We start from the raw sequence: 14,219 nt of genomic DNA, 5'->3' as shown, positions 1-14,219 counted from the left end.
GCACCATGAGCAACGCAGCACTGGCCACCCAGCAGACCGAGCTTCAGCTGGACATCCACCCCATCGCCGGGCGCATCGGCGCCGAAATCCGCGGCGTGACCCTCTCCGGCGACCTGGACGCCGCCACGGTCGAGGCCATCCAGGCCGCCCTGGTCCAACACAAGGTCGTGTTCTTCCGCGGCCAGACCCTCCTCGACGACCAGGGCCAGGAAGCCTTCGCCAAGCTTCTCGGCGACCCCATCGCCCACCCCACCGTGCCGGTGCGCGAAGGCACCCGCTACCTGCTCCAGCTCGACGGCGCCGAAGGCCAGCGGGCCAACTCCTGGCACACCGACGTGACCTTCGTCGACGCCTACCCCAAGGCCTCGATCCTGCGCAGCGTGGTGGCCCCGGCCGCCGGCGGCGACACCGTCTGGGCCAACACCGCCAGCGCCTACGCCGACCTGCCCGAGCCGCTGCGCGCGCTGGCCGACACGCTCTGGGCCGTGCACAGCAACGAGTACGACTACGCCGGCGTGCGCCCCAGCGTGTCCGTGGAGAAGCTCGAGGAATACCGCAAGGTGTTCGCCTCCACCGTCTACGAGACCGAGCACCCGGTGGTGCGCGTGCACCCCATCAGCGGCGAGCGCAGCCTGCTGCTGGGGCACTTCGTCAAACGCATCAAGGGCCTCTCCCAGGCCGATTCGGCGCACATCTTCGCCGTGCTGCAAAGCCACGTGACGCGCCTGGAGAACACCGTGCGCTGGCGCTGGCAGCAGGGCGACGTGGCCATCTGGGACAACCGCTCCACCCAGCACTACGCCGTGGACGACTACGACACCCAGCCGCGCATCGTGCGCCGCGTGACCCTGGCTGGCGAAGTGCCGGTGGGCATCGACGGCCAGCTCAGCCGCACCACGCGGAAGGGCTGAAGGCCAACTTCCGAATGCCCGGGGCGCGGCCACCCGCCGCGCCCCGTTGACCGAACACCCCGAATCAGGAGAGCCACCATGACCCTGGCCGCCCAGCGCCACGACGAGCCCGCCCCATCGACCCACCCCGAGCAGCCCTTCACCATCACCCCGCTGGCCGCGCCCCTGGGCGCGGTGGTCAGCGGCTTTGACGCCACCCGCATCACCCCCGAGCAGGTGCTGGCCCTCAAGCAGGCCCAGCGTGAGCATCACATCCTGGTGTTCCGCGACCAGCACCTGGACGACGCCCAGTACCTGGCCTTCGCCACCCACTTCGGCGCGGTGTTCCAGCCGCCGGCGGACATCCCGGTGCTGTCCTCCGGTGCCGACGGCAAGGCGCCGGAGATCGTCAAGGTGGCCAACACCGAGGATGGCGAGCTGGGCAACACCGCCATTCCCGCCCACGTCGACCACCACTGGACGCCGACGCCGTCCTCCGGCTCCTTCCTCTACGCGCTGGAGGTGCCCTCCAAGGGCGGCGAGACCCGCTTCACCAACCTGGCCCTGGCCTACAGCGCGCTGGATGAGGCCACCCGCCGTGAGATCGACCCGCTGCGGCTGATCAACTACAACCCCTTCATCCGCCTCAAGAGCGGCGGCTACAACGGCGGCTTCGTCACCTACCGCACCCCGGACATCCCCGCCATCCAGGGCACCGAGCACCCGCTGGTGCGTACCCACCCGGAAAGCGGCAAGCGCCTGCTGTTCCTCGGCGTGCACACCGAAGTGGAAATCCCCGGCGCCGACCCGGAATACGGCAAGGCGCTGATCGGCCGGCTGCGCGAGCACCTGGAGAACCCGCGCTTCCACTACGCCCATGCCTGGCAGCCGGGTGACATCGTCTGGTGGGACAACCAGGCCGTCCTCCACGCCCGCAACGGCTTCCCCGCCACCGAAAAGCGCCGCATGAAGCGCATCAGCCTCAGCGGCAGCCGTCCCTTCTGATCCACCGCCCCGTGGGAGCGAATTCATTCGCGAACAGGGCCGGCACCGTCGCGTTGTAAGGGCACACGGTATCCCGAGCGTAGGGTGGACCCCGCTTTATCGGTCCACCAACGGGGGCTGCCGGCAGCTCCGCTGGTGGACGTGAAGAGCGACGTCCACCCTACGCACCGGCCGAGCTTTTGGTGGAGCGAATTCATTCGCGAACAGGGCCGGCACCGTCGCGTTGTAAGGGCACACGGAATCCCGAGCGTAGGGTGGACCCCGCTTTATCGGTCCACCAATGGGGTCGCCGGCAGTGAGCGGCGGCTGCATGTTCCGAGGTCTGATTGCTCCCCCTTCTTGGGAGCCAAAAGCAAAGCCTCGCTCTAAGAACGTGGATGTTACGCGCGAAGAAATCGACGCCGCTGTGTTGGGCCTCGCTACGCTCGGCGCCAACCTAAGGGTTTGTGCGCAGCACCGCCTCGATCCCGCCGCTTTCAATGCCTTGCGGGCATATTTTCAATGCCTTCCAAGCATCACGATTTATAAATTCTTATTTATCAATCAGTTAGAAATTTATATTCCTTAAAGTAATTAATGAATCGTTAAAAATTACTTTAAGAGATAAGCCCAAAAACCAATCATCTCTCCGTGGCCGACCGCTCTGGGACGGCCCTCATGCAGCCCCGGAGGCTGCAACCCGTTCAATGTCCGGTGCACAGGCCGGACTTTTTTATCCAGGAGTCTTGCCGATGGGCAATGTCCTCAAAGCCGACAGCGCAGGCAACGTGCTGTGGCGTGAAGTACGCAGCCCCGGTGAGGTGCTCGACCTCGGTGTGCCGTTGCGGCATGCCCTGGGGCTCGGGCGCTTCCAGCGACCGGGCTCGCGTGTACTGGGGCGCCGCGAAGCGGTGCTGCTCGGCGTGTTCGCCCTGGTGCTGCACACCGGCGTTCTCTACTGGGCGAGCCAGAAGTCCACGCCGCCGCTGCCGGAAGTGCCGCCGCAGATTCCGCCCATGACCATCGAATTCACCACCCCGGCACCGCCCGTGGTGGAGCCGCCACCGCCGGAGCCGCCGCCGCCCGTGATCGAGCCGCCACCACCGGTGGTGGAGGAACTGGCCGTCAAGCCGCCGCCGCCCAAACCGGTGCCCAAGCCCAAGCCGCAACCCCCGAAGCCGGTGCCCAAGCCCGCGCCGAAATCGATCGAGCCGCCGCCGCCCGCACCGCCCAAGGCCGAAGCCCCGCCCGCGCCCCCGGCTCCGCCCGCGCCGGCACCGGTCACGCCGCCGTCGGCCAACGCCGGCTACCTGCGCAACCCTGCGCCGGACTACCCCTCCTTCGCCCAGCGGCGCGGTTGGGAAGGCACGGTGCTGCTGCGGGTGCATGTACTGGCCAGCGGCTTGCCCAGCGAGATCCAGATCCAGAAAACCAGTGGGCGCGACCTGCTGGACGAAGCGGCGGTCAAGGCCGTCAAGCGTTGGACCTTCGTGCCCTCCAAGCGCGGCGACCAGGCGCTGGATGGCTGGGTCAGCGTCCCGATCGACTTCAAATTGAACTGAACACAGACCGAATTCACGCGTTAGCGCAACACAGAGGATTGCCCCATGGACTTGCTTACCAACCCCTTCGCATCGGTCGAACACGTGGTCATCTGGCTGCTGATCGGCTTCTCGGTCATCACCTGGGGCCTGGCCCTGGTCAAGGCCATCCAGTTCGCCCGCCTCAAGCACCAGGACCGCAAGTTCCAGAAGCTGTTCTGGAGCGCCACCAGCCTCGACAGCGCCGCTGACCTGGTCCAGGGCAACAACGGCGCCGCCGCCCACGTGGCCCAGGCCGGCTTCGCCGCGATCCAGGTGATCGACGGCAGCCAGCCGGGCGACCTGAGCCAGGCGATCAACCACCAGGACCGCCTCGAACGCGCCCTGCGCCAGCAGATCCAGCGTGAGCGCCGCTCCCTGGAGTCCGGCCTGGCGGTGGTCGCCTCCATCGGCTCCACCTCGCCCTTCATCGGCCTGTTCGGCACCGTGTGGGGGATCATGGAAGCACTCAAGGGCATCAGCCTGGCCGGCTCCGCCAGCCTGGAAACCGTGGCCGGCCCCATCGGCGCGGCCCTGGTCGCCACCGGCGTCGGCATCGCCGTCGCGGTGCCCGCGGTGCTGGTCTACAACTACTTCCTGCGCAGCCTCAAGCTCACCGCTGCGGACCTCGACGACTTCGCCCACGACTTCTACAGCCTGGCCCAGAAGAGTGCCTTCAAGGTCATCGTCTCCCCGAGCGCCGGCAAGCACGGCGCCGCGCAGAAAGTGAAGGAGGCGTCCTGACATGGCCTTCTCCACACAGGACAGCGACGAGGTTCTTTCCGAGATCAACGTCACCCCGCTGGTGGACGTGATGCTGGTGCTGCTGGTGGTGTTCATCGTCACCGCGCCCCTGCTCACCAACGCCATCCCGATCAACCTGCCGAAGACCGAAGCGGTCGCCCCGCCGGACCAGAAGGACCCGCTGGTGGTGAGCATCGACGGTGAAGGCAAGCTGTTCATCAACAAGGACGAGATCCAGCCCGACCTGCTGCAAAGCAATCTGGAGGCCGCCAAGGCCAAGGACCCGGAGCTGCGCGTGCAGCTGCAGGCGGACGACAAGGTCGACTACGGCGCGGTGGCCAAGGCCATGGCCTCCATCGAGCGCGCCGGGATCACCAAGCTGGCGGTGATCACCGCCCGCTGAGCGCTTTGGCCGCCTCCCTTCAGGCAGGGGGGAGGTGGCCTTTTTATCCCACGGCCTTCGTGCCTCACGAAAGCCTGCAACGCCCGCCTGGGCTGGCCCGGACTGCATGCAGCAGCTCCGGGTTTTTTGTGTGCCTATGGGGGCGGCAGCCCGCTGCGGTCCCCATCTGCCCAATCGATAACGGTTGAGTTCCTACAGCACTCCCCGCCGGCTTCAGACCGTTCACGGCCCCTCTCGGACTTTTCCTCTTTCGCCGCCTTGTGGTTATCGGCCTAGATAACCGCCGGCCCGCCAGCATGGCGATCGCCCCCGAAGCAACGTGCATCCGAAGCAGCCGCTTCTGCCGTTGCTCCCCCTGCAAGCAAGCAACGAGTACGAAATGGAATTCACCCCCTTCGATCGAACCGACGGCCCGCAAAACCGCCTGGCCGTGGCCACGAATTCCTGCTCGACAGCGCTCATCTGAACTCCCCCCGGGGAAACACCTGGAGTAGTCATGGCATCGAACAGTTTCCAAAACGAAGTACCCAAGGCACGGGTCAACATCAAGCTCGACCTGCACACCGGCGGCGCACAGAAGAAGGTGGAGCTGCCGCTCAAGCTGATGCTGCTGGGCGACTACAGCAACGGCCGTGAAGCGCGCCCGCTGTCGGAGCGGAGCAAGGTCAACATCAACCGCAACAACTTCGACAGCGTGCTCGCCGACTTCGCCCCCCGCCTGAAGCTGGCGGTGGAAAACACCCTGGCCGATGACGATTCGGAAACCTCGGTCGAGCTGGCCTTCCAGCGTATGAAGGACTTCGAGCCCGAGCAGGTGGCTCGCCAGATACCCCAACTGCGCGCGCTGCTCGCCATGCGCAATCTGCTGCGCGACCTCAAGTCGAACCTGCTCGACAACGCCACGTTCCGCCAGGAGCTGGAACGCATCCTCAAGGACGACGCCCTCAGCGACGAATTGCGCACGGAGCTCGCCGCGCTCGCTCCGCAAGACGCCTCTTAACGCATCCGCATAACCACAGGAAGGTCCCCATGTCCGTAGAACACACCTCCACGGCCCCTCGAGGTGCTGCTGCATTCGAGGAAAACCAGGGCGTCTATGCGGCGCTGTTCAGCAAGATCAACCTCAGCCCCATCAGCGAGCTGAGTGGCCTGGACGCATTCCAGAACAACGAGGCGCTATCCGAAGCCTCGGCTGACGAGCGCGTCACGGCAGCGGTCAGCGTCTTTCTCGATCTGCTCAAGCAGTCCTCGCAGAAGGTCGAGCGCCTGGACAAGACGCTGCTCGACGAACACATCGCCTCCCTCGATGCGCAGATCAGTCGCCAGCTCGACGCGGTCATGCACCACGAGGATTTCCAACGCGTGGAATCCACCTGGCGCGGTGTGAAGTCGCTGATCGATCAGACGGACTTCCGCCAGAACGTCCGTATCGAACTGCTCGACATCAGCAAGGACCACCTGGTGCAGGACTTCGAGGATGCACCGGAAATCGCCCAGAGCGGCCTCTACGTCCACACCTACACCCAGGAATACGACACCCCCGGCGGCGAGCCGATCGCGGCCGCCATCTCCAACTACGAGTTCGATGCCAGCCCCCAGGACATCGCCCTGCTGCGCAATCTCTCCAAGGTCGCCGCAGCGGCGCACATGCCCTTCATCGGTGCCGTCGGGCCGGCCTTCTTCGGCAAGGAGTCGATGGAAGAAGTCGCCGCCATCAAGGACATCGGCAACTACTTCGACCGGGCCGAATACATCAAGTGGAAGTCCTTCCGCGACAGCGACGACTCCCGCTATATCGGCCTCACCCTGCCGCGCGTCCTCGGGCGCCTGCCCTATGGCCCGGACACCATCCCCGTACGCAACTTCAACTACGTGGAAAAGGTGAAGGGCCCTGATCACAACCGGTACCTGTGGACCAACGCCTCGTTCGCCTTCGCTGCCAACATGGTGAAGAGCTTCATCAGCAACGGCTGGTGCGTGCAGATCCGTGGCCCGCAGTCGGGTGGCGCGGTGACCGACCTGCCGATCCACCTCTATGACCTGGGCACCGGCAACCAGGTGAAGATCCCGTCGGAGGTGATGATCCCGGAGACGCGTGAGTTCGAGTTCGCCAACCTCGGCTTCATCCCCCTGTCGTACTACAAGAACCGCGACTACGCCTGCTTCTTCTCCGCCAACTCGGCGCAGAAGCCGGCGCTGTACGACACCGCCGACGCCACCGCCAACAGCCGCATCAACGCGCGCCTGCCGTACATCTTCCTGCTGTCGCGCATCGCCCATTACCTGAAGCTGATCCAGCGGGAAAACATCGGCACCACCAAGGACCGGCGCCTGCTGGAACTGGAGCTCAACAAGTGGATCGGCGGACTCGTCACCGAGATGACCGACCCCAGCGACGACCTGCAGGCATCGCATCCGCTGCGCGAGGCGAAGGTGCTGGTCGAGGACATCGACGACAACCCCGGCTTCTTCCGCGTCAAGTTGTACGCGGTGCCGCACTTCCAGGTGGAGGGCATGGACATCAACCTGTCGCTGGTCTCGCAGATGCCCAAGGCCAAGGCCTGACGCATTGGCCAGGGAAACGACGCCATGAACATCGACCGCCCCCTCTGGGCTGCGGGGACGCTTCTGTCCCCGCAGCAGTTCCAGCAACAGGCCCGCTGGGAAGCCTGGACCAACGAGCGCATCGCCCGGCTCGCCCTCGTTCATCCCTGGGGCGTACTGGCAGCCGACTTCGATGCCGATGCCCTGAGGATGGGCCGGCTCAAGGCATCGCGGCTTCACGTGCGCATGCCGGACGGCACGCTGATCGATACCGACCGCGCCGATCACCTGCCGCCGGCGCTTGAGCTGTCCCGCGTCCTGGCCGACGACATCCGCAGCGCCACCCTGCTGCTGGCATTGCCGCTGGAACAGGGCAATGGCAACAACTGTGTGCTCGATGGCCAGCGTGAAGACCGGCCCACCCGCTACCGCCAGAACTGGCAGGCGGTGCAGGACCTCTATGGCGATGAGCGCCAGTCCATCAGCGTCATGGAGCACCAGCTCAGCCTGCGCCTGGCCAGCGACGACAACGGCGACTACCTGACCTGCCCGGTGGTGCGCCTGCTGCGCGATACCCAGGGAACCTGGGCCGTGGATGCCGGCTACGTACCGCCATTGCTGAGCCTCGACGCCCATGCGGGCCTGCTGGTGCAGCTGGACAACCTGTTCATCCAGCTGTCCGCCAAGCGCCAGCGCCTGATGGCCATGCGCCGTGAAAGCAACCAGCGCATGGCCGATTTCGCGGTGGCGGACGTCTCGCTGTTCTGGCTGCTCAATGCGCTCAACACCTACCAGCCGATCCTCGCCGACCTCAGGGCTCATCCTGCGCGTCATCCCGAGCAGGTCTACCTGGAGCTGGCGAAGCTCGCCGGCAGCCTGTCGACCTTTTCGCTGGAGCACGACATCGACCAGGTGCCGGCCTACCGGCACGAGCAGCTGGGGCGGGTCCTGCCGCCGCTGATGAGCATGATCTCGACGCTGCTCGAAGCCAGTCTGCCGTCGCGCGTCATCGCCCTGGAGCTGGAGGAGAGCGGGGCGAACCGCTGGAAGGTTTCGCTCCACGACCCCAGGCTGCGCGAGCCGGACGGCGCCGACTTCTACCTTTCCGTCCGCTCGCGACTCTCCGCCGCGCAGCTGCAGAGCCAGTTTCCCCACCTGTGCAAGGTGGGGACCCCGGATGACGTCGACCACCTGGTCAACGCGGCGCTGGACGGCATCCCGCTGCAACCGCTCAACCATGTCCCCGCCGCGATCCCGTTGCGCCTGGAGAACCAGTATTTCGCGCTGGATCTCGGGCATCCCAAGGGGCGGGCCATGCTCGCCGCCGGTGTGTGCGCCTTCTATGTTCCCGCCACGCTGATCGACGCCCGGCTCGAACTGTTCGCGGTACTGCGCTCATGAGCCTGCACAGCGAGGTACGCGTTAACGCCCCGGCCTCCATCGACGCACTGCTGCAGGACAGCTACCTGCTGGTAGTGACCCTGCGCGAGGGGCGCTCGGCCCACCATGGGCGTGACTTGTGGAGGCGCTGCATCCAGCAGGTCGAAGCGCTACGCCACGAACTCGAGGCGCGGGGGATGAGCCAGCGGAGCATCGACTGCATCAGCTACGCCCAATGCGCGTTGCTGGATGAAACCGTGCTCGCGTTCGCCCGGGACGATGATCACGCCGACTGGGCCGGTGAGCCGTTGCAGGTGAAGTTCTTCAACCGTCACCAGGCGGGTCATTTCCTCTACGAGGACATGCACGAGGTCCTGCGCGAGCCCTCGCCCGACCCCCAGGTCCTGACGGCGTACCACCGCGTCCTGCTGCTGGGATTCAAAGGGCGCTACGAGCTGCATGATCCGGAGCGCGATGGCCTGGTGAACGCGCTGGAGGAGCGGGTCCCGCCCTTGGCCATAGGCGGCGACCTGAGCCTCGGCACGGGCGTCGAGCGCGGCGATGCGGTGAAGCGCTGGCTGCGCGGCCCGGCGATGCAGGTGCTCGCGATGGCCGTGCTGGTCGCCGGGACCTGGTGGGGGCTCGACCAGTACCTCGGTCGTCTCGTCGCCTCGTTGCTGCCCGGTGCGGTGTGAAGGGCGCGCGATGAGCAGGATGCTGATGCGCGGGCTCTGTGCGTGGGCGGCTCTGCTGGCCCTGGCGCTGCTGTTCGTCTTTCCGATCGCGGGCGGCGTGCGACTCATGGGCGCGACGCTCGTCCTGGGGGCTCTCCTGCTGGCCTGGCGCTGGGCAGGCCAGCAGGGGCTGACGCTCGACGCCGGACTGCAGTTGCCCGCTGCGGGCTTCCAGCAGCCGGTGGTGCTGGTTTGTGGCGATGGGCAGAGGGGGCTGTTCGATGAGCCCGATGCCGCGGGGCCCCGCTGGAGGATGACGACACAGGGCTGCTACCTGCCTGTGGATAACCTGGAACACCTGCCACTGATGGTCCGCACCATCCTGGCTCAGCGGCCCCACTGGGGCGGGCAGCTCGGCGTGCTCCTGGTCATCGATCCAGGCGAGCATCGCGATGCAGCCGAGCTGGAGGGCAAGCTCCGGGCGTTCCGCCATCAACTCGTCCAGGCCCGCCGGCAAGCGGTGCTGCCGCTGCTCCAGGTCAGCTACCTGCAAGGCGACCGGGGCCAGACGCCCTGGTTCTGCTGGGCGGCCAATGGGTCGCAACCCGATGTGCTGGAGGCGGGCGCCTGCATCGCCTTCGCTGAATGGCAGAGGCTCGGGGGTGACCCGGTGCTTTCGGCATCGCGCCTGCGCACCGGCGTCCTGCTGGGCGCGGTAGCCGGTTGGTTGCGCCAGCATGTACAGGCCTCCCTCGTCGGCCGGGGCGGCAATGACTCGGCAGCCACGGCCGTGGCCTGCGGCGTCATGCTGGTGCCGACCCTGCCTGGCCGCGTCGCCGGGAATCTCTGGCAGCAATGGGTGCGTGACCGGACGACGCTGGAAGAGGCGACCGAGCCTGCGCACGAGACCTCGTCACTCCTGCCCCTTCCGGACGCGCTGCTCCCGCTCCTGCCGACGCGTGTGAGTCCCACGCCGCTGCGCCGTGCCTGGCTGGCATCGCTCTGGCTATCCGCTCTGGCTGTGGTCTCGGCCCTGGCCGGTTCCGCCTGGCACAACCGCGAACTGGTGCGCCAGGTCAGCGAGGACCTGCATCGTTACCTGGCCATCCCCCACGCCCAGCACCGTGACCAGCCCGAGTTCGAACTGCGTGAAGCAGCCATGGCGGTCTTGCGCTCCGATGCAGCGCGCCTGGATGGCTACTACCGCCAGGGTGAGCCGCTCTGGCTGGGGTTGGGCCTGTACCAGGGGGAGCGCCTGAGGGACGAATTGCTGGCCGTCATCACCGGTTACCGGAGGCCCCACGATGCACCCACGGAGGTGCCGCGGATGCCCGAGCCGGTGCGGCTGGACAGCCTGTCGCTGTTCGCCGTGGGCAGCGCCACGCTCAAGCCCGAGTCGACCAGGCTCCTGATCAACGCGCTGGTCGACGTCAAGGCCAGGCCCGGCTGGCTGATCGTCATTGCCGGGCATACCGATGCCAGTGGTGATGCCGACCGGAACCTCCAGCTGTCCCGTGATCGTGCCGGGGCGGTGCGTGACTGGATGCAGCGGATGGGGGACATCCCCGACAGCTGTTTTGCCGTACAGGGCTTCGGTGCCGGTCAGCCGATCGCCAGCAATGACACCGAAATCGGGCGCGCCGCCAACCGGCGCGTCGATATCCGCCTGGTGCCGGAGGTGGGGGCCTGCGTGTCGCCCACCGCCGCACGGGGTGGCAAGGACCAGCCGCACTCCGCGGCTGTCAACCTCTGAGAAGGAGCTTCACATGGCAATTCCCGTTTATCTCTGGCTGCAGGACGATGGCGGAGCCGACATCAAGGGGTCGGTGGACGTGCAGAAGCGCGAAGGCAGCATCGAGGTCATCGCGCAGGATCACAGCCTCTACATCCCCACCGACAACAACACCGGCAAGCTGACCGGCACCCGGGTCCACACCCCGTTCCTGTTCACCAAGGAGATCGATGCCTCCAGCCCCTACCTGTACAAGGCGGTGACCACCGGCCAGACCCTCAAGAGCGCCGAATTCAAGTGGTACCGCATCGACGATGCCGGCCAGGAAGTCGAGTACTTCATCACCAAGCTGGAGAACGTCAAGGTCGTGAAGGTCGCGCCGAAGATGCACGACGTGAAGGACCCGTCCAAGGAGAAGCACAACCACCTGGAGCAGGTCGAGTTGCGCTACGAGAAGATCACCTGGACCTACAAGGACGGCAACATCATCCATGCCGACTCCTGGAACGAACGTCAGAGCGCCTGACCTCGGGATGGTCGGCGGGGCACAAAGCTCCGCCGACCCTTCGCGAACCATTCCGACGCACAAGCGCCACGCACTTCGTACAAGGACGCATCGCCATGGCCCAGAACTCCGCCAGCCTGCTTCGTCGCCTCAACCCCTATTGCGCCCGGGCCTTGAGTGCCGCCGCCTCGCTCTGCCAGAGCCGCGCCCACGCCCAGGTCACCCCCGAGCACTGGCTGCTCAAGCTGCTGGAGCAGGGGGAGGGCGACCTCACCCTGCTCGCGCGGCGCTATGGCTGGGAACTCGATGCGCTCTGGCAGGGACTGCTCGCCTATCTGGACAGCCTGCCCCGCAGCGTGCGCGAGCGACCCCAGCTCAGTGCCGAGCTGCAGCAGTTGATCAAGAACGCCTGGCTGCGGGCCTCCCTGGACGACGACAACGACCGGCTGCGTTCCCTGCACCTGCTCGGCGCCCTGCTGGAAACGCCCAGCCTGTTGCGTTGCGAGACCGCCTGGCCGCTGCTGAGCCTCAGCGAAGCCCAGTTGCAACGCCTGTTGCCCTTGCTGGACCGACATTCGGAAGAGCGCCCGGATGTGCAGCGTGAAGCCCGCCTCGACGAAGCCGAGCCCGGTCAGGTCGCCCTGCCTTCCAGCCCACCTGCGGGCTCCGCAGCCGACCCGTCCCTGGCCTTGCTCGACCGGTTCACCCAGGACCTGACGGCGCAGGCCCGTGAGGGGCGTATCGATCCCGTGTTCGGCCGTGATGACGAGATCCGCCAGGTCGTCGACATCCTCAGTCGGCGACGCAAGAACAACCCCATCCTCGTGGGCGATCCGGGGGTCGGCAAGACCGCCCTGGTCGAGGGCCTGGCCCTGCGTATCGCCGAGGGCGAAGTACCCGACAGCCTGAAACCCGTGAGCGTGCGGACCCTCGACCTGGGGCTGTTGCAGGCCGGTGCCGGAGTCAGGGGGGAGTTCGAGCAGCGCCTGAAGCAGATCATCGACGCGGTCCAGCAAGCGGAGCCGCCCATCCTGCTGTTCATCGACGAGGCCCATACCCTGATCGGTGCCGGCAACCAGGCCGGCGGCGCGGATGCCGCCAACCTGCTCAAGCCCGCCCTGGCCCGGGGCGAGCTGCGTACCATCGCCGCCACCACCTGGAGCGAATACAAGCAGTACTTCGAGCGAGACGCGGCGCTGGAGCGGCGCTTCCAGATGGTCAAGGTCGACGAGCCGGACGACACCGGCGCCTGCCTCATGTTGCGGGGCCTCAAGGCCCGCTACGCCAGCCATCACGGTGTGCATATCGAGGATGCCGCGGTACGCGCAGCCGTCAGCCTGTCACGGCGCTACATGACCGGGCGCCAGCTGCCCGACAAGGCCGTCGACCTGCTGGATACCGCCAGTGCCCGCGTGCGCATGAGCCTCGATTGCGAGCCCCAGGCACTGCTCGGCATCAAGGCCCGGCAGGTCGCCCTGGAGCTGGAGCGGCAAGCCCTGGAGGCGGATGGCCTGCTGGGCGCAAAGGCACCCGCCCGGCGGCTGGACGAGCTCGCCGAACAGCACGCCGGATTGGCACGACGCCATGCGGAGCTGGAGCGGCAATACCGTCACGAACTCGACCTGAGCCAGCAGCTCCTGGCGGCTCGCCAGGAGGAGCCACGGCAGGCGGAACGCTGCACCGAGCTGCAGCGGCGTCTCGAGCAGGCGCAGGGTGACCAGCCGCTGCTGTCCCTGGATGTCACCGCGCGCAACGTCGCCGAGGTGGTCGCCGACTGGACCGGCGTCCCACTGGGCAGCCTGCTCAAGGATGAGCAGGCCAGCCTGCTGGAACTGGAGCATCAACTCGGTCGCCGGGTCATCGGCCAGGATCATGCCCTCGGCGCGCTGGCCCAGCGGTTGCGAGCCGCACGGACAGGCCTGACCGGTGACCAGGCGCCCCAGGGCGTGTTCCTGCTGGTGGGCACCAGCGGCGTCGGCAAGACCGAGACTGCACTGGCACTGGCCGACAGCCTGTATGGCGGCGAGAAATCGCTGATCACGCTCAACCTCTCCGAGTACCAGGAGGCCCACACCGTCAGCCAGCTCAAGGGCTCTCCGCCGGGCTATGTCGGCTACGGCCAGGGTGGCGTGCTGACCGAAGCGGTGCGCCAACGGCCCTACAGCGTGGTGCTGCTCGATGAAGTGGAGAAAGCCCACCCGGACGTGCTCAACCTGTTCTACCAGGTCTTCGACCGTGGCTTCATGCGGGACGGTGAGGGGCGCGAAATCGACTTCCGCAACACCGTCATCCTGATGACGTCCAACCTGGGGAGCGACCTGTTGCAGGCGTGCCTGCAGGTGCAGCCGGATGCCACCGACGGCGTGCTCCAGGAACTGCTGCGCCCGGTGCTGCGCGATCACTTCCAGCCCGCGCTGCTGGCCCGCTTCCAGACGCTGATCTATCGCCCGCTGCCGGCAGATGCACTCAGACGCATCGTCGATCTCAAGCTCGAACAGGTCTCACGCCGCCTGCAACGCCACTACGGCCTGGGCTGCCAGGTCGACGACGCCCTGAGCGAGGCCCTCGTCGCCGCCTGCCTGCTGCCGGATACCGGTGCCCGCAACATCGACAGCCTGCTCAACCAGCAGATCCTGCCGGTGCTCAGCCAGCAGCTCCTCCGGCGCCAGGCCACCCGGCAACACGCCCGCAGCGTCATCCTCGGCCATGACGAGGATGAAGGCGTCACCCTGCAGTTCATCGACCGGCAGGACCACATGCATCCGGTCATCGAGGAGGCTTGA

At 66.7% G+C, this 14,219-nt stretch carries 13 protein-coding genes; all 13 read left to right on the top strand.

All coding sequences use genetic code 11. The annotated features are described in order from the left end of the window. Positions 1-5 precede the first annotated feature (5 nt). The 13 genes from ACXI0U_RS22720 (at position 6) to tssH (ending at position 14,219) form a co-directional block, all read left to right on the top strand. On the top strand, positions 6-911 hold the full coding sequence (locus ACXI0U_RS22720) for a TauD/TfdA dioxygenase family protein (protein ID WP_479550859.1): 906 nt from the start codon (positions 6-8) through the stop codon (positions 909-911). Between the two features lie 78 nt (positions 912-989). Then, on the top strand, positions 990-1,895 hold the full coding sequence (locus ACXI0U_RS22715) for a TauD/TfdA dioxygenase family protein (protein WP_479550858.1): 906 nt from the start codon (positions 990-992) through the stop codon (positions 1,893-1,895). Positions 1,896-2,205: 310 nt separating this feature from the next. Further along, entirely contained in the window at positions 2,206-2,463 is a 258-nt protein-coding gene (locus ACXI0U_RS22710) for a hypothetical protein (RefSeq protein ID WP_479550857.1), read from the top strand. 163 nt (positions 2,464-2,626) lie between these two features. Beyond that, positions 2,627-3,436, top strand: a complete 810-nt coding sequence (locus tag ACXI0U_RS22705) for an energy transducer TonB (RefSeq protein WP_479550856.1) — start codon at positions 2,627-2,629, stop codon at positions 3,434-3,436. 45 nt (positions 3,437-3,481) lie between these two features. Beyond that, a complete protein-coding gene (locus ACXI0U_RS22700; RefSeq protein WP_021217907.1) occupies positions 3,482-4,198 on the top strand; it encodes a MotA/TolQ/ExbB proton channel family protein in 717 nt (238 codons plus the stop codon). Position 4,199: 1 nt separating this feature from the next. Continuing rightward, positions 4,200-4,601, top strand: coding sequence for an ExbD/TolR family protein (locus tag ACXI0U_RS22695; RefSeq protein ID WP_263402462.1), 402 nt, complete (start codon positions 4,200-4,202; stop codon positions 4,599-4,601). 496 nt (positions 4,602-5,097) lie between these two features. Next, on the top strand, positions 5,098-5,601 hold the full coding sequence (tssB, locus tag ACXI0U_RS22690; protein WP_374979343.1) for a type VI secretion system contractile sheath small subunit: 504 nt from the start codon (positions 5,098-5,100) through the stop codon (positions 5,599-5,601). A gap of 29 nt (positions 5,602-5,630) precedes the next feature. Further along, a complete protein-coding gene (gene tssC, locus ACXI0U_RS22685; RefSeq protein ID WP_479550855.1) occupies positions 5,631-7,166 on the top strand; it encodes a type VI secretion system contractile sheath large subunit in 1,536 nt (511 codons plus the stop codon). A 24-nt stretch (positions 7,167-7,190) separates the two neighbouring features. Beyond that, positions 7,191-8,546, top strand: coding sequence for a type VI secretion system baseplate subunit TssK (tssK, locus tag ACXI0U_RS22680; protein WP_479550854.1), 1,356 nt, complete (start codon positions 7,191-7,193; stop codon positions 8,544-8,546). Further along, positions 8,543-9,220 (top strand): type VI secretion system protein TssL, short form, encoded by a 678-nt coding sequence (tssL, locus tag ACXI0U_RS22675; RefSeq protein WP_431482943.1) that lies wholly within the window; start codon positions 8,543-8,545, stop codon positions 9,218-9,220. The genes tssK and tssL overlap by 4 nt, the downstream gene beginning before the upstream one ends. Positions 9,221-9,230: 10 nt before the next feature. After that, a complete protein-coding gene (locus tag ACXI0U_RS22670; RefSeq protein ID WP_431482942.1) occupies positions 9,231-10,952 on the top strand; it encodes an OmpA family protein in 1,722 nt (573 codons plus the stop codon). A 13-nt stretch (positions 10,953-10,965) separates the two neighbouring features. Beyond that, complete coding sequence (locus tag ACXI0U_RS22665; protein WP_111264615.1) at positions 10,966-11,457, top strand: Hcp family type VI secretion system effector; 492 nt, start codon at positions 10,966-10,968, stop codon at positions 11,455-11,457. Between the two features lie 95 nt (positions 11,458-11,552). Next, positions 11,553-14,219, top strand: coding sequence for a type VI secretion system ATPase TssH (gene tssH, locus ACXI0U_RS22660; RefSeq protein ID WP_431482941.1), 2,667 nt, complete (start codon positions 11,553-11,555; stop codon positions 14,217-14,219).

The sequence above is a fragment of the Pseudomonas sp. C9D1 genome, from assembly GCF_056491235.1.
The sequence above is the reverse complement of the archived record's forward strand: the minus strand, read 5'-3'. Positions and strand labels throughout refer to the sequence as shown.